23 protein-coding genes are annotated in these 23,558 nt (G+C 57.2%); 14 read left to right on the top strand and 9 right to left on the bottom strand.

Features of this window, described 5'->3' with window-relative positions:
- Positions 1-7 precede the first annotated feature (7 nt).
- Positions 8-1,513 carry an efflux transporter outer membrane subunit gene (locus ABI171_RS08265; RefSeq protein WP_348092094.1) on the bottom strand — a complete coding sequence of 502 codons (1,506 nt, stop codon included), beginning with the start codon at positions 1,511-1,513 and terminating at the stop codon, positions 8-10.
- A 199-nt stretch (positions 1,514-1,712) separates the two neighbouring features.
- Positions 1,713-3,140, bottom strand: a complete 1,428-nt coding sequence (locus tag ABI171_RS08260; protein WP_348092093.1) for an MFS transporter — start codon at positions 3,138-3,140, stop codon at positions 1,713-1,715.
- Positions 3,141-3,407: 267 nt separating this feature from the next.
- Here ABI171_RS08260 and ABI171_RS08255 point away from each other — a divergent pair, with 267 nt between their 5' ends.
- The 4 genes from ABI171_RS08255 (at position 3,408) to ftsB (ending at position 7,916) form a co-directional block, all read left to right on the top strand.
- On the top strand, positions 3,408-5,057 hold the full coding sequence (locus ABI171_RS08255) for a CTP synthase (RefSeq protein ID WP_348092092.1): 1,650 nt from the start codon (positions 3,408-3,410) through the stop codon (positions 5,055-5,057).
- Between the two features lie 9 nt (positions 5,058-5,066).
- Positions 5,067-5,921, top strand: a complete 855-nt coding sequence (gene kdsA / locus ABI171_RS08250; protein WP_348092091.1) for a 3-deoxy-8-phosphooctulonate synthase — start codon at positions 5,067-5,069, stop codon at positions 5,919-5,921.
- 231 nt (positions 5,922-6,152) lie between these two features.
- Positions 6,153-7,436: a phosphopyruvate hydratase gene (gene eno / locus ABI171_RS08245; RefSeq protein WP_348092090.1), complete on the top strand. Its 1,284-nt coding sequence runs from the start codon at positions 6,153-6,155 to the stop codon at positions 7,434-7,436.
- Between the two features lie 99 nt (positions 7,437-7,535).
- Positions 7,536-7,916, top strand: coding sequence for a cell division protein FtsB (ftsB, locus tag ABI171_RS08240; RefSeq protein WP_348092089.1), 381 nt, complete (start codon positions 7,536-7,538; stop codon positions 7,914-7,916).
- 88 nt (positions 7,917-8,004) lie between these two features.
- Here the strand turns inward: ftsB and hslO are convergent, their stop codons facing one another.
- The gene (hslO, locus tag ABI171_RS08235) at positions 8,005-8,961 is read right to left on the bottom strand and encodes an Hsp33 family molecular chaperone HslO (protein WP_348092088.1); all 957 of its coding nucleotides are present in this window, start codon (positions 8,959-8,961) and stop codon (positions 8,005-8,007) included.
- Positions 8,962-9,025: 64 nt separating this feature from the next.
- Complete coding sequence (locus tag ABI171_RS08230) at positions 9,026-9,550, bottom strand: gamma carbonic anhydrase family protein (protein ID WP_348092087.1); 525 nt, start codon at positions 9,548-9,550, stop codon at positions 9,026-9,028.
- Between the two features lie 95 nt (positions 9,551-9,645).
- Between ABI171_RS08230 and ABI171_RS08225 the strand changes: the two genes are divergently transcribed.
- Positions 9,646-10,488, top strand: a complete 843-nt coding sequence (locus ABI171_RS08225) for a ferritin-like domain-containing protein (protein WP_348092086.1) — start codon at positions 9,646-9,648, stop codon at positions 10,486-10,488.
- A 32-nt stretch (positions 10,489-10,520) separates the two neighbouring features.
- Here ABI171_RS08225 and ABI171_RS08220 read toward each other — a convergent pair whose 3' ends face one another.
- The 4 genes from ABI171_RS08220 to ABI171_RS08205 are packed head-to-tail and all read right to left on the bottom strand — an operon-like array spanning position 10,521 to position 12,809.
- Complete coding sequence (locus ABI171_RS08220) at positions 10,521-11,078, bottom strand: RDD family protein (protein WP_348092085.1); 558 nt, start codon at positions 11,076-11,078, stop codon at positions 10,521-10,523.
- 5 nt (positions 11,079-11,083) lie between these two features.
- The gene (locus ABI171_RS08215; RefSeq protein ID WP_348092084.1) at positions 11,084-11,800 is read right to left on the bottom strand and encodes a DUF3106 domain-containing protein; all 717 of its coding nucleotides are present in this window, start codon (positions 11,798-11,800) and stop codon (positions 11,084-11,086) included.
- Positions 11,797-12,243 carry a DUF3619 family protein gene (locus ABI171_RS08210; RefSeq protein ID WP_348092083.1) on the bottom strand — a complete coding sequence of 149 codons (447 nt, stop codon included), beginning with the start codon at positions 12,241-12,243 and terminating at the stop codon, positions 11,797-11,799. The genes ABI171_RS08215 and ABI171_RS08210 overlap by 4 nt, the downstream gene beginning before the upstream one ends.
- A complete protein-coding gene (locus tag ABI171_RS08205) occupies positions 12,240-12,809 on the bottom strand; it encodes an RNA polymerase sigma factor (RefSeq protein ID WP_348092082.1) in 570 nt (189 codons plus the stop codon). Before ABI171_RS08205 ends, ABI171_RS08210 begins: the two co-directional genes overlap by 4 nt.
- Positions 12,810-13,455: 646 nt before the next feature.
- On the opposite strand from ABI171_RS08205, the gene ABI171_RS08200 reads away from it, so the two are divergent.
- The 5 genes from ABI171_RS08200 to ABI171_RS08180 all read left to right on the top strand — a co-directional run bounded on the left by ABI171_RS08200 (position 13,456) and on the right by ABI171_RS08180 (position 18,776).
- Entirely contained in the window at positions 13,456-15,183 is a 1,728-nt protein-coding gene (locus ABI171_RS08200) for an acetolactate synthase 3 catalytic subunit (RefSeq protein WP_348092081.1), read from the top strand.
- A 2-nt stretch (positions 15,184-15,185) separates the two neighbouring features.
- Complete coding sequence (gene ilvN, locus ABI171_RS08195) at positions 15,186-15,677, top strand: acetolactate synthase small subunit (protein WP_014005248.1); 492 nt, start codon at positions 15,186-15,188, stop codon at positions 15,675-15,677.
- 75 nt (positions 15,678-15,752) lie between these two features.
- Positions 15,753-16,769 carry a ketol-acid reductoisomerase gene (gene ilvC, locus ABI171_RS08190; protein WP_348092080.1) on the top strand — a complete coding sequence of 339 codons (1,017 nt, stop codon included), beginning with the start codon at positions 15,753-15,755 and terminating at the stop codon, positions 16,767-16,769.
- 118 nt (positions 16,770-16,887) lie between these two features.
- Positions 16,888-17,838 (top strand): ion transporter, encoded by a 951-nt coding sequence (locus ABI171_RS08185; RefSeq protein ID WP_348092079.1) that lies wholly within the window; start codon positions 16,888-16,890, stop codon positions 17,836-17,838.
- 176 nt (positions 17,839-18,014) lie between these two features.
- Positions 18,015-18,776 (top strand): SIMPL domain-containing protein, encoded by a 762-nt coding sequence (locus tag ABI171_RS08180; protein WP_348092078.1) that lies wholly within the window; start codon positions 18,015-18,017, stop codon positions 18,774-18,776.
- On the opposite strand, the gene ABI171_RS08175 is transcribed toward ABI171_RS08180, so the two are convergent.
- Entirely contained in the window at positions 18,769-19,164 is a 396-nt protein-coding gene (locus tag ABI171_RS08175; RefSeq protein ID WP_348092077.1) for a hypothetical protein, read from the bottom strand. The genes ABI171_RS08180 and ABI171_RS08175 overlap by 8 nt on opposite strands.
- A gap of 210 nt (positions 19,165-19,374) precedes the next feature.
- On the opposite strand from ABI171_RS08175, the gene ABI171_RS08170 reads away from it, so the two are divergent.
- The 4 genes from ABI171_RS08170 (at position 19,375) to ABI171_RS08155 (ending at position 23,255) form a co-directional block, all read left to right on the top strand.
- Positions 19,375-20,019, top strand: coding sequence for a phosphatidylserine decarboxylase (locus ABI171_RS08170; protein ID WP_348092076.1), 645 nt, complete (start codon positions 19,375-19,377; stop codon positions 20,017-20,019).
- A 67-nt stretch (positions 20,020-20,086) separates the two neighbouring features.
- On the top strand, positions 20,087-20,959 hold the full coding sequence (pssA, locus tag ABI171_RS08165; RefSeq protein WP_348092075.1) for a CDP-diacylglycerol--serine O-phosphatidyltransferase: 873 nt from the start codon (positions 20,087-20,089) through the stop codon (positions 20,957-20,959).
- Between the two features lie 132 nt (positions 20,960-21,091).
- Positions 21,092-21,571, top strand: coding sequence for a peptidoglycan-binding protein LysM (gene lysM / locus ABI171_RS08160; protein WP_348092074.1), 480 nt, complete (start codon positions 21,092-21,094; stop codon positions 21,569-21,571).
- Positions 21,572-21,704: 133 nt separating this feature from the next.
- The gene (locus ABI171_RS08155; RefSeq protein ID WP_348092073.1) at positions 21,705-23,255 is read left to right on the top strand and encodes a 2-isopropylmalate synthase; all 1,551 of its coding nucleotides are present in this window, start codon (positions 21,705-21,707) and stop codon (positions 23,253-23,255) included.
- The last annotated feature ends 303 nt before the right edge of the window (positions 23,256-23,558 follow it).

Here is a 23,558-nt window from a genome sequence, read left to right as displayed (position 1 = left end):
CGGAAAATTAATTGGCGGTATTGTTGTTTTTTGCTGGTGCGGCGCTTTCAGCCTGGGCTGTGGTCAGCTGTGCATTCAACTGTGATGCATCCCAGCCGCCGCCGACCGCTTTGATTAGTGCGACGCTCGCTACCAGCTGGCGCCCTAGCAATTGCACCAGGGTGCGTTCATTGCTCAGCGCAAGAGTTTGTGCGGTGACCACCGTGAGATAAGTTGCGGTGCCGGCGCGATACTGGCTCAGGGCCAGCTGCTCCGCCAGCTGCGAGGCTTTCACAGCCTGGTTTTGCGCAACCGTTTCCTGGTCCAGCACGTTCAGCGTCGCCAGGTTGTCTTCGACTTCCTGGAAGCCGCCCAATACGGTTTGTTTATATTGCGCCACCGAGGCGTCATAGACGGCAACCGCCTGCGCCGTATGGGCGCGGCGCAGGCCGCCGTCGAAAATCGTTTCGGCCAGCGCCGCGCCCAGCGACCAGACCCTGCTTGGCGTATCGAACCATTGCGCCAGACTGCCGCTGTTGAAGCCGCCGCTGGCGCTCAGCGTCAACGCCGGGAAGTAGGCAGCCTTGGCGACGCCGATATTGGCGTTTGCCACCGCCACATTGCGTTCTGCGTTGGCGATATCCGGCCGTCGCTCCAGTAGATCCGACGGCAGGCCGGCGGGAATAGCCGGCAGGCTGGCTTGCATCTTGGCCGTCATTGCCGGATCGGCTGGCGTTGCCGCCAGCGAGAATCCGGCCGGCGCCTTGCCGGTCAGGATGGCGATGGCGTGTTCCAGTTGGCTGCGTTGCGCCTGCAGATCGATGGCTTGCGCCTCTGCGGTCTTCAACTGGCTTTCGGCCAGCGCCACGTCCGAGCGCAGCGCGACGCCGACCGCATACTGGCTTTGCGTCAGTTGCAGCGAGCGGGCGTAGGCGGCGGTGGTGCGCGCATATAAATCTTTCAGCAGATCGGTAACCCGCAATTGCAGATAGTCTTGCGCCAGCGTGGCCTGGATGCTGAGGCGTGCGGCGGCCAGGTTGGCGGCGCTGGCCTGGGTGCCGGCGTCACCGGCTTCCACCGAGCGCCGTACCGCCCCCCAGACATCCGGCTCCCAGCTGCCTTGCACGCCGGCAGTGTAGCTGTTGCCCAGGTTGATGCCATTGGTGTTGGTGCGCGCACGGCCGGTCCCGGCATTGATGCCGATGGATGGCCAAAAGCCGGCGCGCGCGGCATCGGCTGCGGCGCGCGCCTGACGGTATTGCGCCTCGCCCTGGGCGATGTTCTGGTTAGCCTGGTTAGCTTGCTGCATCAGCGTGTTCAGCGTGCTGTCGCCATACACTTCCCACCAGGTGTGGCTGCTGTCGATCTGTTTTGGCTCAGCCTGCTTCCATGGCCCGCTTTCTTTATAGTGAGCGGGCACGTCCATGGCAGGACGCACGTAATCGGGGCCGACAGCGCATCCGGCCAGCGCCAGCGCGATCGCGGCAGCCAGGATGGTGCTGGAGAGATGTCTTGGGGAAGAGGAGAAATTCATGAGTCTGATTAGGCTGACAGTCGGAACATTGAATGGAAATGTCCGGGCAGCAAGTGGCGACAAATGGACTGGAAGTAAGCTAAGGCCAGCAAAAACAAGCATTCGCGCCGCGCGCAGCATCGGGCAGTATTTGCGTATACTTTACATCCCGCTGCAGTACCTGATGCTGTCGCTAATATGACAATTCTGTCAGTTTCAATTACATGGAGGTTGCTTGCACTCTGCCGTGCCTGATACGCAGTGCACTGATGATGGTGGCGAGCAAGGTTGCGCTGGCGGCAAGCCAAAGCGATAGATGCACGGCGCTGGCATCCATATGCGCGGTGTCGGCGCTGGCTTGGGCGATACTGGTGGCTGCCAGTACCACCGCAACCAACGCTGCGCCTAGCGACTGGCCGAAAGTGCGGGCGATCGCCAACACGCCGGAGGCGGTGCCGCTGCGGGCGCGCGGCGCATTGCTTAGCATTTCGCGATTGTTCGGGCTCTGGAAGAAACCGAAGCCAAGGCCGCAAATGAAGGCGCGCCATAAAATATCCGGGATCGAAGCGTGTTCGCCGAGGCAGGCCAGCAGGACCAAGCCGATGGTCAGCACCAACAGCCCGCAAGTCGACAGCAGTGCTGCTGAATAGCGGTCGGCCAGGCGGCCGGCGATCGGCGCGGTGATGGCGATCGCCACCGGCCAAGGAGTGAACAAGGCGGCGGAGAGGAGGGGGCTGAAACCGTAGGCGCCCTGGAACAAGAACGGCAGCGCGATAAAGGCAATTCCCTGGCCGATGAAGGAGCAGAGCGAAGTGGCGACCGCCATCGAAAAGCGCTGTGATGCAAAAATATCAAGCGGTAGCAGCGGCGCCGAATATTTTCGTTGTCGAATGATAAATAAAACTATCGATATCAGCGCTATCCCGCCTAGCAACAGTTCCTTGCCCCAGCTATCGTGGCGCGACAAACCATCCACCGCCATGACGAAGGTGCCGAGGGCGACTGCCGACAGCAGGGCGCCGGTGGCGTCGAATTTGCCGCCGCGGCCGGGATCGCGCGGCAACACGCGTCGCGCCAGCAGCAAGGTAACAATCCCGATCGGCACATTGACCGCGAACAGCCATGGCCAGCTCAGCACCGACAACATCAAGCCGCCGATGGCCGGTCCGGCAGCGGTGGATGACGCCACCACCAGCGCGTTGACGCCAAGCGCGGTGCCCAGCAGGCGGGTAGGGAAGATATTACGGTAGAGCGCCGGCCCGATGCTCATGGCGGCAGCGCCGCCCAGGCCTTGCAAGAATCGCATGCCGTTCAGTATCGGTAGCGAAGGCGACAGCGCACAACCCAGCGAAGCCATGGTAAACACCAGGATGCCGCTCATATACAGGCGCCGGAAGCCGAACACCTCGCCGATCGAAGCGAACGCTACCATGGTCATGGCGCCGGCCAGGATGTAGGCGTTGGCGATCCAGACCGCGGCGGCCGGATCCACCTGCAGGCTGCGCGCGATCATCGGCAACGCGACATTGACGATGGAGCCGTCCAGCACCGTCATGCTGGTGCCTAGGATCATGACGATAATCGCCACCCGCCGGGCTGCGCCGGGCAAGCCGTCATCTTCCGGCTGGTCGCCGAATAGCTGGCTCATGCAGGCAAACCGTAAGGCATTGGCGCAATACTTGATTGGAGATAGGGCGAAATAGGCACGTTCAACTAGGAAATGGAAGCTGCATCGGAGGCTTGAGCCGGAGCTGCGGATTATTACATGAAGCGCAATTTTATGCAGACGACCGCCGGGCTGATTGCCGCCGACGAACAACAAAAGCCATTATTTTTACAATCACTCGCGGCTGCCTGGCTTGCCGTTTGATGTATAATTCGAATTTCCCGCATGTGCCGTTCGGCACCTTCCGTAATGACTAAGTTTGTATTTGTTACCGGTGGCGTTGTCTCATCCCTTGGTAAAGGGATTGCAGCCGCCTCACTCGCCGCGATTTTAGAATCACGCGGTCTTAAAGTCACCCTTCTTAAACTCGATCCGTACATCAACGTCGATCCAGGCACCATGAGCCCGTTCCAGCACGGCGAAGTGTTTGTGACCGACGATGGCGCAGAGACCGATCTCGACCTTGGCCACTATGAGCGCTTCATTACGGCCAAGATGAAGAAGGTGAATAACTTCACCACAGGCCAGATCTACGAATCCGTGATTCGCAAGGAACGCCGTGGCGAGTACCTGGGCAAGACGGTACAGGTTATTCCGCACATCACCAACGAGATCCAGGATTACATCTACCGCGGCGCCGAAGGTTTCGACGTCGCGCTGGTGGAAATCGGCGGCACCGTCGGTGACATCGAATCCTTGCCGTTCCTGGAAGCGGCGCGCCAGCTGAGCCTGCGCGCAGGTCGCAAGGCAGCGGCTTTCGTTCACTTGACCCTGGTGCCTTATCTGGTGTCGGCCGGTGAACTGAAAACCAAGCCGACCCAGCATAGCGTACAGAAACTGCGTGAAATCGGTATTTCGCCGGATGCGCTGCTATGCCGCGCCGACCGCCCGATTCCTGACGACGAACGCGCCAAGATTTCCCTGTTCTCGAACGTCCAGGGCGATGCCGTCATTTCGGTGTGGGACGCCGACACCATCTACAAGATTCCGCAAATGCTGCACGACCAGGGGCTGGACGCGATCGTCTGCGAAAAGCTGGGTCTGTCGCCGAAGCCGGCGGACCTGTCGGTCTGGACCAAGCTGGTGCACGCACTGGAAAATCCAACCTACGAAGTCACCATCGGCATGGTCGGTAAATATGTCGACTTGACCGAATCCTACAAGTCATTGACGGAAGCCTTGCGTCACGCCGGCATCCATACCGGCAGCCGGGTCAACATCGAATACCTGGATTCGGAAGAAATCGAAGCCACCGGTACCGGTCCTTTGGCCAAGTACGATGCGATTCTGGTGCCGGGCGGTTTCGGCAAGCGCGGCGTGGAAGGCAAGATTGCCGCTGCGCGTTTCGCGCGTGAAAACAAGATCCCTTACCTCGGCATCTGCCTGGGCATGCAGGTTGCCCTGTTGGAATATGCACGTAACAAGGCCGGTTTGCCGCACGCCAATTCAACCGAATTCGATGCGCAGACCGACCAGCCGGTCGTGGCCTTGATCACTGAATGGCAGAATCATGACGGCAAGGTAGAGTTGCGCGACGTCAATTCCGATCTGGGCGGCACCATGCGCCTGGGCGCGCAAACCTGCGACGTCAAGCCGGGTACCCTGGCCTCGGAAGTGTATGGCACGACCGTGACCGAGCGTCACCGTCATCGCTACGAAGCCAACAATCATTACCTGGAGCGGATCGAAGCTGCCGGTCTGGTCGTGTCGGCCCGTACCCCGACTGAAGACCTGTGCGAAATCATGGAATTGCCACGTACCGGTGAGAACGCGCATCCCTGGTATGTCGGCGTCCAGTATCACCCGGAATTCAAATCGACGCCGCGCGATGGCCATCCGCTGTTTATTTCGTTCATCAAGGCTGCGCTGGCGCACAAGCAAGCCAACACTGCGGCGTAAGGAAAAAGCATGAAACTTTGTGGCTTTGACATCGGTCTGGATCAGCCGTTTTTCCTGATCGCCGGTCCGTGCGTGATCGAATCGCGCCAGATGGCGCTGGATACCGCCGGCAAACTGAAAGAGATCACCAGCGAGCTGGGCATCAATTTCATTTACAAATCGTCTTTCGATAAAGCGAATCGCTCGTCCGGTTCCTCATTCCGCGGCCTCGGCATGGATAAAGGGCTGGAAATTCTAGCGGAAGTCAAAGCGCAAATCGGCGTGCCGGTGCTGACCGATATTCATGAGATTTATGAAATCAAGCCGGTGGCGGCAGTGGTCGATGTCTTGCAGACGCCGGCTTTCCTCTGCCGCCAGACCGATTTCATCAATGCTTGCGCGCAGTCCGGCAAGCCGGTGAATATCAAGAAGGGACAGTTCCTGGCGCCGCACGACATGATCAATGTCATTGCCAAGGCACGCGCCGCAGCGCGCGAAGCCGGTTTGCCGGAAGATAATTTCATGGCTTGCGAACGCGGTGCATCGTTCGGCTATAACAACCTGGTGTCCGACATGCGCTCGCTGGCGATCATGCGCGAAACCGGTTGCCCGGTCGTGTTCGACGCCACCCACTCAGTGCAATTGCCGGGCGGGCAGGGCAGCACTTCCGGTGGCCAGCGCGAGTTTGTGCCGGTATTGGCGCGTGCGGCGATTGCGGTCGGCGTGTCGGGCGTGTTCATGGAAACCCATCCGAATCCGGCCGAAGCCAAATCGGACGGCCCGAACGCGGTGCCGCTGGGACGCATCAAAGAATTGTTGTCGACCATGATAGACCTGGACCGGGTCGTCAAAAAGAATGGCTTTATCGAAAGCAATTTCGGTTGATTGCTTGGGGATGGACAAGGGGTCGGGACTTACGCAACACTGTCCCAGCAAGGCACGACGACGGAGACAGTACGGCGTACGGCTAGGAGGAGTAACGCCGCTGGGGCAGTTTTGCGTAAGTCCTTGGGGTGACTATATGGCCACCGCTATACCAGCAAGCGGTGCAGCTTGAACCCTGTCCCCCGCAAATGGTTTTAATATCTTGAATATTTTTATCCGATAGGGAAATACATGAGTGCAATCGTTGACATCATTGGCCGTGAAATTATTGATTCACGCGGTAATCCGACAGTAGAGTGTGACGTCTTGCTGGAATCCGGCGTGATGGGTCGCGCGGCAGTGCCGTCCGGCGCTTCCACCGGTTCGCGCGAAGCGATCGAACTGCGCGACGGCGACAAGAGCCGCTACGGCGGCAAGGGCGTGCTGAAGGCTTGCGAGCATATCAACACTGAAATCTCGGAAGCCATCATGGGCCTGGACGCCAGCGAACAAGCGTTCCTGGACCGCACCCTGATCGACCTCGACGGTACTGAAAACAAGAGCCGCCTGGGCGCCAACGCCATGCTGGCGGTGTCGATGGCAGTTGCCAAGGCTGCTGCCGAAGAAGCCGGCCTGCCGCTGTATCGCTATTTTGGCGGTAGCGGCGCGATGCAGATGCCTGTGCCGATGATGAACGTCATCAATGGCGGTGAGCATGCCGACAACAACCTGGATATCCAGGAATTCATGATCATCCCGGTCGGCGCTCCCAGTTTCCGTGAAGCGCTGCGCTACGGCGCCGAAGTATTCCATGCGCTGAAGAAGATTTTGCACGACAAGGGCCTGGCGACTTCGGTCGGCGATGAAGGCGGTTTTGCGCCATCGCTGGCTAACCACGAAGAAGCGCTGAAGCTGATCATCCAGGCGATCGAAGCTGCCGGCTATGAGCCAGGCACGCAAATCGCTCTGGGTCTGGATTGCGCCGCGAGCGAATTCTACAAGGATGGCAGCTATGTCCTGGCTGGCGAAAACATGACCCTGACCGGCGCGCAGTTCACCGGTTTGCTGGCGTCGTGGTGCGATAAGTACCCGATCATCAGCATCGAAGACGGTATGGCCGAAAACGACTGGGACGGCTGGAAACTGCTGACCGAAACACTGGGCAAGAAAATCCAGTTGGTGGGCGACGACCTGTTTGTCACCAACACCAAGATCCTGAAAGAAGGCATCGATAAGGATATCGCCAATTCGATCCTGATCAAGATCAACCAGATCGGCACCCTGACCGAAACTTTCGCTGCGATTGAAATGGCCAAGCGCGCCGGCTACACCGCAGTGATCTCGCATCGTTCGGGCGAGACTGAAGATACGACCATCGCCGATATCGCGGTTGGCATGAACGCCCTGCAGATCAAGACCGGCTCGTTGTCGCGTTCGGATCGCATGGCCAAGTACAACCAGCTGCTGCGTATCGAAGAAGATCTGGGCGATGTCGCCAGCTATCCTGGTCGTGATGCGTTCTATAATCTGAAGTAAATGACTGGGCAGGGTAATTGATCGTCATGCGCGAAGTTACCCTGAGTTACCCCGAATTCCATTGACCAGCAGGAAGTTTGAAGCAATCCAATACGATCGATGCGCCTAATTGCCATTTGCCTGACTTTACTTCTGCTGCTTGTCCAGTATCCGCTCTGGTTAGGCAAGGGCGGCTGGTTGCGCGTCTGGGATATGGATCAGCAAGTGCATACCGCTCACGACAAGGTCGCCGAATTGAAGGCCCGCAACGCCAAGCTGGATTCGGAAGTGCATGATTTGAAAGAGGGCACAGGCGCGGTTGAAGAACGGGCGCGGACCGAGCTGGGCATGATCAAGCAGGATGAGATTTTCATCCAGATTCTCGATCCGAACGGTAATCCGGCCGATGCGCCGGCGCCACCGAATGCGGAGCTGACTGCTGTAGAGAAGACGGTAGCGGTTGCCGTGCCGGACGAGCGGGGCAAGAAGCCGCAACATTGATTCATCGGATTTTTGCAAGGCAGACAGAAACAGCAACTGCCTGACACTACGGCGCGCCATTATGTTGAAATAATGGCGCGCCGTTTTTTTAGTGCTTGCTGGTTCCGGTAGGCAGCAGCGCCTCGACCGGCGCTTCGGTGGCAAACAGGTGGGCGCAATCGACTTTGTCGAACTCATAATGCTGGCCGCAGAAATCGCAATCCACCGACAGCTTGCCAAGATCAGCTAAAGCTTCCTCGATTTCAGACTCGCCTAGCATTTTCAGCATATTGCCGACTTTTTCACGCGAACAATTGCATTGGAAGCTAGGCTGCCGCGGCTCGAAAACACGAATGCTTTCTTCCCAGAACAGGCGTCGCATCAAGGTTTGTATATCGGTCGCCAGCATTTCTTTCGGCTGCAAGGTGCCCCCCAGCGCCATGAAGCGGTTCCAGGTTTCCAGGTCGTCATCAACTGGCACATCGGTGCCGCCATGGTTCGGCAGTTTTTGCAGCAGCAAGCCGCGCGAAACCTTGTCGTCGGCTGCCAGCCAGAGCTTGGTATCCAGCTGCTCCGAGCGCAACATGTAATTCTCGATGACAGTCGCCACGTTGTCGCCGTCCAGCGGCACGATGCCCTGGTAAGGTTTCTGGCCGGGCATCTTGTCCTGCGGATCGAGCGTAATCGCAAAACGTCCCTGGCCATTCAGGTTGACCAGTTGCGACATCGTGGCGTCGTCGTCGATCACGGCGTCGGGAGCGAGCTTGGCGGTGGCGCGCATGCGAAGCTGCGAATCGCACTCGGCCACCAGTAAACGGATCGGCCCGTCGCCGTGAATCTGCATGACGATGACGCCGTTGAATTTCAGGTTGGCGGACATGAGCGCCGCCGCGGCCATCATTTCTCCCAGCAGCGTGGTGACGGGCTTCGGATAGTGATGATGTGTCAATACTTGCTGCCAGGTGGTCGACAGTTCCACCAGCTCGCCGCGCACCGCCGCATTTTCGACCATGAATTTCTGCAGCGAATCGCTACCGCTGGTTATCGCCATCTTTGTTACGTCCATATCGTTATCCACTCGTTTTCTTTTTTGCCGTTTGTTGTCAATTGTCGCCGCTAACTGTTTGCCGTCAACCGATTTGCTTCAGCCCGGTCTTGTATTCCTGCCCGCGTTCGATATAGTGCGCGGCGTTGCCGGCAAGGGCAGCAACATCCTGTTCGCTCAGGGTACGCACCACTTTGGCCGGCGAACCGATGATCAGCGAGTTGTCCGGGAATTCCTTGCCTTCCGTGACCAGCGCACCGGCGCCTACCAGACAGTTCTTGCCGATCTTGGCGCCATTCAGTATCACCGCCTGGATGCCGATCAGGGAGCCGTCGCCGATGGTGCATCCGTGCAGCATCGCCTGATGGCCGATGGTGACATTCTTGCCTATCGTCAGGGGAAAACCCATGTCAGTATGCAGCGTGCTGCTTTCTTGTACGTTGCTACCCTGGCCGACCGTGATCAATTCGTTATCGCCGCGGATCGTGACGCCGAACCAGACGCTGGCGTCGGCTTCGATCCTGACCTTGCCGATCAGGTTGGCGGATGGCGCGATATAGGCTGACGGCGCGATGTCGGGGGCATGTTCACCCAATTGGTAGATGGCCATAAATCTCCGTAAAATGCTGGATGCCGTTAATCAATGTCAGTAGATATGTCCGTACTCCGATTTTTCAACCGTAGCGCCATTTTACCGCTGTCAACATGATCCAACCGCCTGATTCTTGCTTTGCAGTAGATAGGGCAGCCGCGGCGGAACTGCGTGTGGTTGCCTTGCAATGCCTGTGCGAGGCCGATGTCGCCGCCAAGGTCGCTGCCGTCGAAGCGATGGCCGCAGCATGGAGCGACGGCGGCATGGCGCTCGATGCCGCTGCCACGCTTGAGGCCGTTGCCAGCATACCCGGGCGCCCGCCGCAACCGGCGCTGGTGCCGCCACGCGAGGTCAGGCATCGTTCCATGGCTTCGGTAGAGGGGCGCGCCGCCATGATTCACGCACTGGCGCATATCGAATTCAACGCCATCAACCTGGCGCTGGACGCCATCTGGCGATTTGCCGGGATGCCGCCCGACTACTATGCCGACTGGTTGCGGGTAGCCAAGGAAGAAGCTTATCACTTCGGCCTGTTGGCAGCGCATTTGCGCAGCCTGGGCTTCGCCTACGGCGATTTCTCCGCGCATAACAGTCTGTGGGAGTTGACGGAAAAAACCAGCGACGACATCGTGGCCAGGATGGCGCTGGTGCCACGCATGATGGAAGCGCGCGGGCTGGATGCCTCGCCGCGCACCCGCGCCAAGCTGGCGCAGGCCGGAGATGAGCCGGCGGCGGCGATCATCGACATTATCTTGCGCGACGAGATCGGCCATGTGGCCATCGGCAATCGCTGGTATGGCTGGCTATGCCAAGAGCGGCAACTGGAGCCTCTGGTGACATTCGCCGCCTTGGCGGTCCAATATAAGGCGCCGATCTTGCGCGGCCCGTTCAATCTGGAGGCGAGAAGGGCGGCCGGCTTTTCAGAGCAGGAATTGCTTGCCTTGCAGCAGATATAAAAAAGCCGCTCCAGGTGAGCGGCTTGATATTTTTAGTGATACCACTTGTGTTTGCCGGCGGGTGTGGCGATTTCAGCCATATTGATCAGCTTGGTGCCGGCGATCCGATCGTGCAGGAACTGGCGCTGAGGATCAAGATAAATCGTCAGGGCCCAGAGAATGAAATTGGCGGCGGGCACCCAGATCAGCATCCAGGTATGCGCACCCAATGCCCAAGCCAATGCCAGCCCCGGCAGAAACCAGCACCAGCTCAGCAGGAAACGTAGCGCTGCGCGGCGGGCCTTGACTGTGCTACCGTCTTTATTGACCAGGCGGATGCGCCAGGTTTTCATGGCCAGGGTTTGGCCGCCATGGCTCCAGCACCAGACGAAATACGCAGTCAACACCAGAAACAGCCAGGCTTGCTGGGCATGACGCAGATAGAGGGCGTTGCGCTGTTGCAATAGAGTGGAGAAAATCCATCCCGAGATGAACAGGATGCCGAACAGCAGCATCGATTCATACATGATGCTGCCGAAACGGCGTTTCAATGAGGGCGTTTGTTGCTCGATGGCGAGCGAATTGACTGCTGGCGACGCTGAAGGCTTCAAAATGCTTATTTCGCGGTGGGCGCCAGCACTGGCGCCGGCGACGCCACAGGTGTCGCTGCTGCAGCTGCCGGTGCGACCACTGCGGTTTGTTCCGTATTTCCTTGGGGCGCCAGTTTGACCGGGGCCGCCGGTTTGGGCTTGTTCAGGGTGGTCGGCGGCATGGTGGTTACCCGTTTATGCCGCGGCGTGGCTTGTTCGGCCAGCTCCTTCTTTTGTTCGTCGGACAATTGCTGGTATTGCTGCCAACGCAATGCTCTTTGCTCAGTGTCCAGTTTATTAGCGCGCGCATAATTTTCACGGGCAATACGGCGTTGTTCCGGGGTCAAGGTGACCCAGCCGCGCATCCTGGCTTGCAGTCTTTCCTGTTCCGCGGGAGTCATCTTGACATAGCGGCCACTGATTTCAAGCCACTTCTTGCGGGTGGCCGGCTTCAGTTTGTCCCAGTCAGGGGCCAACGGCTCCAGGATATGCTGTTGCAGCGCCGTCAGCTCCACCCAATTAGGTACGGCGTTGCCGGCCACCTTGGTCATCTTGGGCGCTTTGAGGGCGGCTTCGCTGATATCGGCGGCATGGGTCGGCACAACCGGCCCGAGAACCGCCAGCACGGCGCCGCCGGTGACCAGTAAAGCAAATGCGGCGCCGATCAAACGCTTGGCGCCGCCAGTCTGCTTGCTTGCGGCCGTCTTGCGTTCAGCCGGATTCGTGAAGGTAGTCAGGGTCATTGCTCTTGCTGGGTCGCGTCTTGCTGCGGCTCTTGCTGTTGCGCCAAGAAGGCGCTGAAGCCACGGTCGAGATAGGCCGAAGGCGGCAATTCATCCGACAACACGGCGGCATCGATATCGGCGGCGGCGGTAATCCGGTGTTGCTGCTCGAATTGATATAGGCCTGACAACAGTATGACGCCGACCAGGATTGGCGCGGCGACGCCGATGCGGGTCAGCCATGACAAGCGGTCATTAAAGAAATTACCCGCGAAGTTACCCGCATGGCCGGCCAGCACGCCTTGGCGCGCCAATACCCGCGTCGGCACGTCTTTTTTCTTGCGTGCGAGTGCGGCCTGGCGTGCAGCAGCCAGGCGGTCGACAGCCGGCGCCTGCAAGTTGTCCAGGTTTTCATTCAGTGCGTGCCGCACCTTGAAAGCGAAGTTGATTTCTTTAGTGTTCATAAGCTGATTCCTTTGGCCTTGAGCGATTGCGCCAGAGTGTGCGTTGCGCGAGAGCAGTGCGTCTTTACGCTGCCTTCCGAGCATCCCATTGCGGCCGCGGTCTCGGCAACATCCATGTCCTCCCAATAACGCATCAGGAACGCTTCCCGTTGACGCGCCGGAAGCTTCTGTACTTCCTGATCGATCATATTGAGAATTTGCTCACGTTCCAGCTTGCTGGCGCTGGATTCCGTGGCTTGCGAATCTTCCGGCGATTCAAAGGTTTCCAGGACGTCGTAGTCTTCGTCATTGGCGTTGTTATGCCCCATGCTGGAAAACAGGCTGACCCAGGTGTTACGGACTTTTTCCCTGCGGAAATAGTCGTGGATCGTGTTTTGCAGGATGCGCTGGAACAGCATCGGCAGCTCGGCGGCCGGCTTGTCGCCATATTTTTCCGCCAGTTTGATCATGGCGTCCTGGACGATGTCCAGCGCCGACTCATCCTTGCGGACAGCGTAAACCGCCTGCTTGAAAGCCCGGCGCTCGACGTTTTCAAGAAAGTCGGAAAGTTCTTTATCTGTGGCCATGCTGTGCGGCGGATTCGGTCATTAACTGGCTGCTGCTTTTCTTCAAGATGCTGTTCAATATACTGTCTTGCCGCCGGTTGTTGGGAAAATACGGCGACCCCTGGAGAGAATCCCGGTGTTGACGCGTTTGCGCTAGTCGTCCTTGGCCTCTGCCTGAAATTATTTTTGCCATTGTCTTGATAAACAATGGCTTAGGATTAATTTCAAGGCTGGCCGAATGCTAGCAAAAAAGGCGAGGGTTGTGGGTAAAACTGCAGCAAAAGACATGATTTAAAGCAGATTTCATGTAATTTGGCTTGACCGGATTGAAACTACGCATTATGGTAGCTATCCACTTCAGCATCCTGGAGTGCGACCATAGTCTTTTCGCTGACGACCCAAGATGTTGTTCAACGGACAGGCATGCTACATATTTGTAAGCTGTTTGCTCTAACCCGTGCCACAAGCGCGAGAATCAGGTAACAGCGTAAACAGGAATTTCGGCTGAACGAGTAGCGTTTAGCGCCATTTTGAATCGTATCTACGGCTACGCAACGGAATGACGTGATCGCACAAAGAAGGGACGCCGTAGCACTGATACGCTTCGCCATTTCGTCAGGAAAGAGCATCCGATCAATTTCCAATGGACCTTGAAAGGATCTAGTAAATGAGCAAAGACACAAACTTGCCTGTCACCGGCGCGGAAATTCTCGTGCGCTGCCTGGCGGAAGAGGGAGTCGAACACGTGTTCGGTTATCCCGGTGGTGCCGTGCTGTACATCTACGACGCCATTTTCCAGCAAGAAAAATTCCAGCATATCCTGGTACGACATGAGCAAGCTGCGATTCACGCAGCCGATGCCTATTCCCGCAGCTCGAACAAGGTTGGCGTGGCGATTGTCACGTCCGGTCCCGGCGTCACCAATGCGGTGACCGGCCTGGCCACGGCCTACATGGACTCGATCCCGATGGTGGTGATTTCGGGCCAGGTGCCGTCCTATGCGATCGGCGAGGATGCATTCCAGGAATGCGACACAGTCGGTATTACACGCCCGTGCGTCAAGCACAACTTCCTGGTCAAGGACGTCAAGGATTTGGCGGCGACCATCAAGAAGGCGTTCTTTATCGCCAGCACCGGCCGTCCCGGCCCCGTGCTGGTGGATATCCCTAAAGACATCACCATGCACCGGCACGTCTTCGAGTATCCGAAGGAAGTCGAGATGCGTTCGTACAAGCCGGTGGACAAAGGCCATTCGGGCCAGATCCGCAAGGCCGTGCAACTGCTGCTGACCGCCGAGCGGCCGATGATCTACGCCGGCGGCGGCGTTATCCTGGCGAATGCTTCGCCGGAGCTGAACAAGCTGGTCGATCGCCTGGGCTATCCGTGCACCACTACTTTGATGGGTTTGGGTGGTTACAAATCGTCCAGCGACAAGTTTGTCGGCATGCCCGGCATGCACGGCACCTACGAAGCCAACATGGCGATGCAGAACAGCGACGTGCTGATCGCCATCGGCGCCCGTTTCGACGACCGCGTGATCGGCAATCCGAAGAATTTTACTTCGGTGTCGCGCAAGATCATCCATATCGACATCGACCCGTCGTCGATTTCCAAGCGCGTCAAGGTTGATATTCCTATCGTCGGCAACGTCAAGGATGTGCTGCAGGAATTGCTGGCGCAACTGGATGCGGCCGAGACCCGGCAAAATACGGCGGCCCTGTCCAACTGGTGGAAGCAGATCAACGAATGGCGCGGTCGCGATTGCCTCAAGTTTGCCGATTCGAAAGAAGTCATCAAGCCGCAATCCGTGGTGCAGAAAGTATGGCAGATCACCGACGGCGATGCGTTCATCACCTCGGACGTCGGCCAGCACCAGATGTGGGCGGCGCAGTACTACGGCTTCGACAAACCACGGCGCTGGATCAACTCCGGCGGTCTCGGCACCATGGGCGTCGGCCTGCCGTACGCGATGGGCGTGCAGATGGCCAATCCGGGTGCGACCGTAGCCTGCATCACTGGCGAAGCATCGATCCAGATGTGTATCCAGGAGCTCGCCACCTGCAAGCAATATCATTTGACGCCGAAGATCATTTTGTTGAACAACCGCTTCCTCGGCATGGTCCGTCAGTGGCAGCAGATCGACTACGGTTCGCGCTATTCCGAGTCCTACATGGATTCGCTGCCGGATTTCACCAAGCTGGCAGAATCGTTCGGCCACGTCGGCATGAAGATCGAAAATCCGGCCGACGTCGACGGCGCGTTGAAAGAGGCATTCGGCATGAAGGACAGGCTGGTATTCATGAATTTCATTACGGATCAAACCGAAAACGTCTGGCCGATGGTCAAGGCGGGCAAGGGCTTGACTGAAATGCTGCTCGGTTCGGAGGATCTGTAATCATGCGCCATATCGTTTCTGTACTGCTGGAAAATGAAGCCGGCGCGCTGTCGCGCGTGGTCGGTCTGTTTTCGGCCCGCGGCTACAACATCGAGACATTGACGGTCGCACCGACCGAAGATGCGACCTTGTCACGCATGACCATCGTGACAAGCGGTTCGGATGACGTGATCGAACAGATCACCAAGCATTTGAACCGTCTGATTGAAGTCGTCAAAGTGGTCGACCTGACCGAAGGCGCACATATCGAACGCGAGCTGATGCTGATCAAGGTGCGTGCGGTCGGCAAGGAACGCGAGGAAATGAAGCGTACCGCGGATATTTTCCGTGGCCGCATCATCGACGTCACCGACAAGTCCTACACCCTGGAACTGACTGGCAACAAGGGCAAGCTGGACGCGTTCATCGATTCGATCGACCGTGCAGCGATCCTGGAAACCGTGCGTACCGGCGGCTCAGGCATCGGTCGCGGCGAGCGCATTCTCAAAGTGTAAAGAATCAGAAAAATCGAACACGGCGTTGGGACGTCTCAACGCACCTCACACCAAATTACTTATATAGGATTAAAAATGAAAGTTTTCTACGACAAAGACAGCGACCTCTCCCTGATCAAAGGCAAGAATGTCGCCATCATCGGTTACGGTTCCCAAGGCCACGCCCACGCGCAAAACCTGAATGACTCGGGCGTGAAAGTGACCGTCGGCCTGCGTAAAGGCGGCGCTTCGTGGGACAAGGCAAAGAATGCCGGTCTGAACGTGGCTGAAGTCAACGATGCAGTGAAAGCAGCCGACGTCATCATGATCTTGCTGCCTGATGAAAACATCGCTCAGGTGTATGCAGAAAACGTCGCACCGTTCGCCAAGCAAGGCGCAACGCTGGCATTCGCTCACGGCTTCAACGTGCATTACGGCCAAGTCGTGCCACGCGCCGACCTCGACGTCATCATGATCGCGCCAAAAGCGCCAGGCCACACTGTCCGTGCGACCTACACCCAGGGCGGCGGCGTGCCTCACCTGATCGCCGTCTACCAAGACAAGTCCGGCAGCGCCCGCGAGATCGCCTTGTCTTACGCAACCGCCAACGGCGGCGGCCGTGCAGGCATCATCGAAACCAACTTCCGCGAAGAAACCGAAACCGACCTGTTCGGCGAACAAGCGGTTCTGTGCGGCGGTGCGGTTGAACTGATCAAGGCCGGTTTCGAAACCCTGGTGGAAGCCGGCTACGCGCCGGAAATGGCTTACTTCGAGTGCCTGCACGAACTGAAGCTGATCGTCGACCTGATCTATGAAGGCGGTATCGCCAACATGAATTACTCGATCTCGAACAATGCGGAATACGGCGAGTATGTCACCGGCCCGCGCATCGTGACCGAAGCCACCAAGGACGCAATGCGCCAATGCCTGAAAGACATCCAGACCGGCGAATACGCGAAGAGCTTCATCCTGGAAAACAAGGCTGGCGCGCCAACCCTGATCTCCCGTCGCCGTATCACAGCCGAACACCAGATCGAGCAAGTTGGCGAACAGTTGCGCGGCATGATGCCATGGATTAAGAAAAACAAGATGGTAGATCAAACGAAGAACTAATCAAGTTTCTTTCGGTTCGATGAAAAGGACGGCGTTGCCGTCCTTTTTTACTTTCTTGACCGGCAATCATTCATTGTTTAGATTGTGATACTGGTAATCGGGCGACTTTCTAGGGAATATGGCAACTAACACCATAAGCAGCAAATTCGGCAAGCCTGACCGTGGCTGGCGGGAACGTCTCTATACGATCATTTTTGAAGCCGATACCGCCGCCGGACGGCGTTTTGATACCGCCTTGCTGATCATCATCGTCCTCAGCGTTGCGACTGTAATCATAGACAGCGTCGGCGCCGTGCGTTCGCGTGATTTCCTGGCGTTGAACGCGCTGGAGTGGCTATTCACCATCTTGTTCACAATCGAGTACGTGGTGCGCCTGCTGTGCGTCAAGCGGCCATTGCGCTATGCCCTGAGCCTGTTCGGCATCATCGACTTGCTGTCTATACTGCCGACCTATCTGGCGTTTTTGCTGCCGGAATTCCATTTCCTGATCGATGTCCGCCTGTTGCGCATGCTGCGCGTATTCCGCGTGATGAAGTTGCCGCGCTATTTCGACGAGTCGCAGGTCTTGTGGCAGGCGCTGCGCAACAGCCGCCACAAGATTCTGGTGTTCCTTGGCGCGGTGCTGATCATGAGCGTGATCCTGGGCACCATCATGTATGTGATCGAGGGGCCGGAAAACGGCTTCACCAGCATCCCGGTCGGCATGTACTGGTCGATTGTGACCTTGACCACCACTGGTTATGGCGACATCCATCCAAAAACGCCGATGGGCCAGTTGATCACGTCCTGCGCCATGCTGATGGGCTATGGCATCATCGCCTTGCCTACCGGGATTGTCGGCGTGGAACTGGCGATGACCATGATGAAGGGCACGCCGACCACCCGCACCTGTACGCATTGCCTGACCGAGGGGCATGAAGCCGATTCGCTATTCTGTAAGCATTGCGGCGAGAAGCTGGACCCCTATCAATACGATGCGGCGGCAGCCGGAATTGACACGTCGGATAATCTGGCTGAAATCAAGAATCTGATGGGACGCAATGTGCACCGCGATTCGTCTGAAAAGTAAATGCGGATCGGAGGCCGCTGGTTTTTCTTGTATTGCATTTGATTCTTACAACAGGCAACATTGTCGTCGAACTAAATTGACAGAATATAATCGAAGGATGGTCTGTAAAAGGGTAGTCTGAAAAACAGTCTTTGGAGCGCACTTGAGTAGCGCTCCATTTTTTCTTGGAGAAGAATATGTCGCGATCACGCAAATTGATGTTGTCATCCCTGTTGGCCGCCACCGGTTTCGCCGCCCAGGCGCAAGCCTTGCCGCCGACCACCGGCACGCTGGTGATAGTGCCGGCCTACGGCGAAGTCAAGCACGCCAACGACCAGGTCAGGATCACTTTCAACGTGGAAGAGCAGGACAAGGACAAGGCGACGGCAGCGTCGCGCGTCAACGTCAAGATGAAGCAGGGCACCGACATCCTGAAACGCCAGGACCCGCAGGCGATTCTGCAAACGCGTGGCTACTACACCTATCCGGTCTATCCGGAAGACCAGCCGCAGCCGCGCGGCAACGCCAGCAAGCCGCGCCAGCCAACCGGTTGGCGCGTCGGCCAGTATCTGGACGCCACCACCACCAATCTCAACAACCTGCCGAAAACAGTGGCGGCGGTGCAAAGCGTGTTGGGCCTGAACGGTTTGTATTTCGGTTTGAGCGACGCCACCAGCAAGAAACTGGATGACCAGCGTATCGCTGCGACGTATCAGAACCTGACCGAGCGGATCGCCTCGATCGCACACGCCATGGGCCGCAATCCTGCGGATGCAGTGCTGGATACAGTGGATTTTGAAGGTTCCGGCAACTATGCCCAGGACTCGGCGCCTGCGCCTAAGGCAATGATGATGCGTGCAGCCTCCATGGCCGATGCTGCGCCGGTGGAAGAGCCAAGCTTCGAACCGGGTGAAACCACCCTGAACATGCGCGTGGTCGGTAAAGTCCGCTTCAAATGATGCGCTCCTCCGTTTCTTGCCTGAGCTTGGTCGCGGTTGCTGTGTTGGCGTTGGCCGGCTGCAAACCTTCGCCGCCGCCGCCGCAGATATTCAAAACCCAGACGGATGCGCTGGAAAAGGCAAAAGGGGTGGAGAAGCAGTTGCAGGATGCGCAAGACAGAAACCGGGCGGCGGAAGAAGAGCAGCAGAAATAGGCCACGCTCCGGCTGTTATCCGCCAAAGTCCGCACAGGCCGGGTTCTGCAATGCGAACCCGGCCCTGTTTTAACAAGAATCTGCTGATTTGTTGTTGTATTGAAAATATATCTTTGCCTATATTTACCTACGTCAATAAAATCGAGCGAGAAGCTTGGTCTTTTTATACAATGCCAAAGATCATCTAGTATCATGCTGACGGTCTGCGGTGTTGATGTGATTTCCCTTACCCAGTACCTTGACCATCAAGCGGCACAGCAGCTGGCGTTTTAGCTTTTAGCCTGAGTAATCGCTATGCGACAGGTTACATTTATTTCCCGCTCGACTAGAATAGCCACGCTTTGAGTTCCGTCATGGTTCAAACCGCTAATGTATCAATCCACTAATTCTCAAAATAATCCGGAGTGCAGTTGAATAATTATCCCCATCCTATTATTGCCCGCGAGGGTTGGCCGTTTTTGGGCATCGCCTTTGCGGTTGCGCTGCTGGTTACGTTTTTCTCGGTTGCATGGTCGCTGCCATTCTGGATTATTGCCTTATTCGTACTGCAATTCTTCCGCGATCCGGGCCGTGTGATCCCACAAAATCCGGCTGCCGTGCTGTCGCCTGCGGATGGCCGCATCGTGGTGGTTGAAAAAACCATGGATCCTTACGCCAATCGCGAAGCTCTGAAGATCAGCGTTTTCATGAACGTGTTCAATGTCCATTCGAATCGCGCGCCGGTCGACGGCAAGATTGAAAAAGTCCAGTATTTCCCGGGCAAATTCGTCAATGCCGACCTCGACAAGGCCTCGGTGGAAAATGAACGCAACGCCTTGGTGATTACCGCCGCCAACGGCCAGACCGTGACTTGCGTCCAGGTCGCCGGCCTGATTGCGCGCCGCATTCTGTGCTACGTCAAGGTTGCTGACATCCTGACGCGTGGCCAGCGCTATGGCTTCATCCGCTTCGGTTCGCGGGTGGACGTGTACTTGCCGCTGACCGCCACACCCAAAGTCGCCGTCGGTGACAAAGTGTCCGCTACCGAGACTATCCTGGCCGAATTCTAAAAGACGTGCCGGGAAGTTGGAGTTTGCAAGATTATGTGTAATTAGAGTTGATTGAAACGGAACTTATATGGCCACATTCAAGCGCCGTAAAGCGAAGAGTAACGTCGCACAGTTCCCCAAGGCGCTGCGCCCGTACAAAAACGCCGAGCGCAGCGAATACCTGGACGAAGAAGATATCCACCCGCCGGTACGCCGCCGGCGCGGCATTTATCTGTTGCCGAACGCCTTCACCACCGCAGCATTGTTCTGCGGTTTCTATGCCATCGTCATGGCGATGAACCTGCGCTTCGACCAGGCATCCATCGCGATTTTCGTGGCGATGGTGCTGGACAGTCTCGACGGCCGGGTGGCGCGCCTGACCAATACCCAAAGCGAATTCGGCGCCCAGTACGACAGTTTGTCCGACATGGTGTCGTTTGGCGCTGCGCCGGCGCTGGTGGTGTATGAATGGTCCTTGCGCGGCATGGGCAAACTGGGCTGGCTGGCGGCTTTCGTGTATTGCGCCGGCGGCGCCTTGCGCCTGGCGCGCTTCAATACCAATATCGCGGTGGTCGACAAACGTTATTTCCAGGGCTTGCCCAGCCCGGCCGCGGCAGCGCTGGTGGCGGGCTTTGTCTGGCTGATGGATGATCTGGGGTTCCAGGGCACATCGTTGAGCTGGGCGGCGTGGGCGATCACCCTGTATGCCGGCCTGACCATGGTCAGCAACGTGCCTTTCTATAGTTTCAAGGACATCAATCTGCGCAAGCCGATGCCGTTCATTGCAGCGTTCCTGGTGGTGCTGGCGCTGGTGGCGATTTTCAGCGATCCGTCAAAGGTATTGTTCGGCCTGTTCGTGCTGTATGGCTTGTCGGGATTCGGCGTGTACTTCTGGCGCTGGTTCAAGGGCAAACCGGTCAGCATCGTGCAGACGGAACTTGAGCACGACGATAAAGACTAAGCGATACAGATAGTGAGTCGGTCATGCCTGTGAAATATACGTAAGGTTAAATGTTGTTAAACCTTACGTTTCAAGCAGCACTGTAGCGAAGCTAGTGGCATCATCGTTGTTTAACTACTACCGGAGAAAAAAATGGGATTACTTTCGTTTTTTAAAGAGGCAGGCGAGAAGCTGCTGGGACATAAGCCAGAAGAAGTCGCAGCGGCTCCTAATGTCGAAGAGCTGCAAAATGCCGCAGCAGACGCGATCAAGACCTATGTCGGCACGCAAGGCATCGATACCAGCGGTTTGACGATTGCTTTCGATGCCGCTTCCTCTGCTGTTACCGTCAGCGGAGAAGCGTCGGACCAGGCCACCCGTGAAAAAATCGTTTTGTGCTGCGGCAATGTAAAGGATATCAGTAATGTGAATGATAATCTGACCGTTGCAGCGGCTACCGACGAATCCCAATGGTATGACGTGGTCAGCGGCGACAACCTGTCGAAGATTTCCAAGCAATTCTATGGCGATCCGAACAAGTACCAAGCCATTTTTGAAGCCAACAAGCCAATGTTGAGCAGCCCGGACAAAATCTACCCGGGCCAGAAGCTGCGTATTCCGCCGCTTTCCTGATCCCCTGGAATCCAAACAAGCCGCCCGCTTTACTCCGGGCGGTTTTTTTACGCCCGTTACTTTGTTATTTTTATACCGCAAACCGTCAAAGTCTTTAAAATTGATGGTTCACAAGACCAATCTGGAGCACAGCATGGCAGCCAACTCGCCCGAAAAACTGATCATATTCGACACCACCTTGCGCGACGGTGAACAATCGCCCGGCGCCTCGATGACCAAGGATGAAAAAATCCGTATCGCCCGGCAACTGGAGCGGATGAAGGTCGATGTGATCGAAGCCGGATTTGCCGCGGCTTCGCCGGGTGATTTCGAGGCGATCAAGGCGATCGCCGGCATCATCAAGGATTCCACCGTATGTTCCTTGTCGCGCGCCAACGACAAGGATATTGCGCGTGCGGCAGAAGCCTTGCAGCCGGCCGAGCGCAAGCGCATCCATACCTTCCTGGCAACCTCGCCGCTGCACATGGAAAAGAAACTGCGCATGACGCCGGACCAGGTGTTCGAGCAAGCCAAGCAAGCGGTGCGTTTTGCCCGAAAATTTACCGACGACGTTGAGTTCAGTCCGGAGGACGGCAGCCGTTCCGATATGGATTTCCTGTGCCGTGTGCTGGAAGCGGTGATTGCGGAGGGCGCCACCACCATCAACTTCGCCGACACCGTCGGCTATGGCGTGCCGGAACTGTATGGCCAGATGCTGCGCACCTTGCGCGAGCGGATTCCTAATTCCGACAAGGCGATCTGGTCGGTGCATTGCCATAACGACCTGGGCATGGCGGTAGCCAATTCTCTGGCAGGGGTCATGATCGGCGGCGCGCGCCAGGTCGAGTGCACCATCAATGGCTTGGGTGAGCGGGCCGGTAATACGGCGTTGGAAGAAATCGTGATGGCGGTGCGGACGCGGCGCGATTACTACAATCTGGATATCGGCATCGATACCACGCAGATCGTGCCGGCTTCCAAGCTGGTGTCGCAGATCACCGGGTTTGCGGTGCAGCCTAACAAGTCCGTGGTGGGCGCGAATGCCTTTGCGCATGCTTCGGGGATTCATCAGGATGGCGTGCTGAAGGCGCGCGATACCTATGAAATCATGCGGGCGGAGGATGTGGGCTGGAGCGCTAACAGGATTGTGCTGGGCAAGCTGTCTGGGCGGAATGCGTTCAAGCAGCGTCTCCAAGAGCTGGGCATTGCGCTGGAGTCCGAGACTGAAGTGAATGCGGCTTTTGCGCGCTTCAAGGAGCTGGCGGATCGGAAATCTGAGATTTTTGATGAGGACATCATCGGGCTGGTGTCGGAAGAGCAGCAGTCGCATGACCAGGAATTTTATCGTTTTGTGTCGTTGTCGCAGCATTCTGAAACTGGCGAGAAGCCTAGTGCGCATGTGGTGTTTTCGATTGATGGCAAGGAGTCCAATTGCGCGGGGGAGGGGAATGGGCCGGTGGATGCGATTGTGAATGCGATTGAAACCAAGGTGGCTAGCGGTGCGGAGTTGTTGCTGTTTTCTGTGAATGCGATTACCACCGGGACGCAGTCGCAGGGGGAGGTGACCATGCGTTTGTCCAAGGCTGGTCGGATTGTGAATGGGGTTGGGGCGGATCTGGATATTGTGGTGGCTTCGGCCAAGGCTTATCTGTCGGCGCTGAATAAATTGCATTCCAAATCAGAGAAGCTGAATCCGCAGTTGTAAGTACGCGTCACACATTTGTAGTTAAATGGGGTCAGAGTTTTTTTCGCGGGTTTTGCGAAAATGACTCTGCCGCCTTTTAACGGGCTACGGAGTAGATGCGTACGAATTCGATAGAAGATCGTAGCTACTTAAAACGTTTTCTACTCCGTGGATACTTGCCGGGGGTAGCCCGGCAGCTGGGGGTGTACTGGATTCTGTGTAAACGGGTTTTCGTTTAAGCCTGCGGCACCCGGTCTTCAAACTGGATGGCGAAGCGATTCAGCGCCGCTTTCCAGTCCCGTATCGGCATCGTCCACTTCTTGC

Source organism: Collimonas sp., assembly GCF_039923675.1.
Lineage (GTDB): Bacteria > Pseudomonadota > Gammaproteobacteria > Burkholderiales > Burkholderiaceae_D > Collimonas.
The sequence above is the reverse complement of the archived record's forward strand: the minus strand, read 5'-3'. Positions and strand labels throughout refer to the sequence as shown.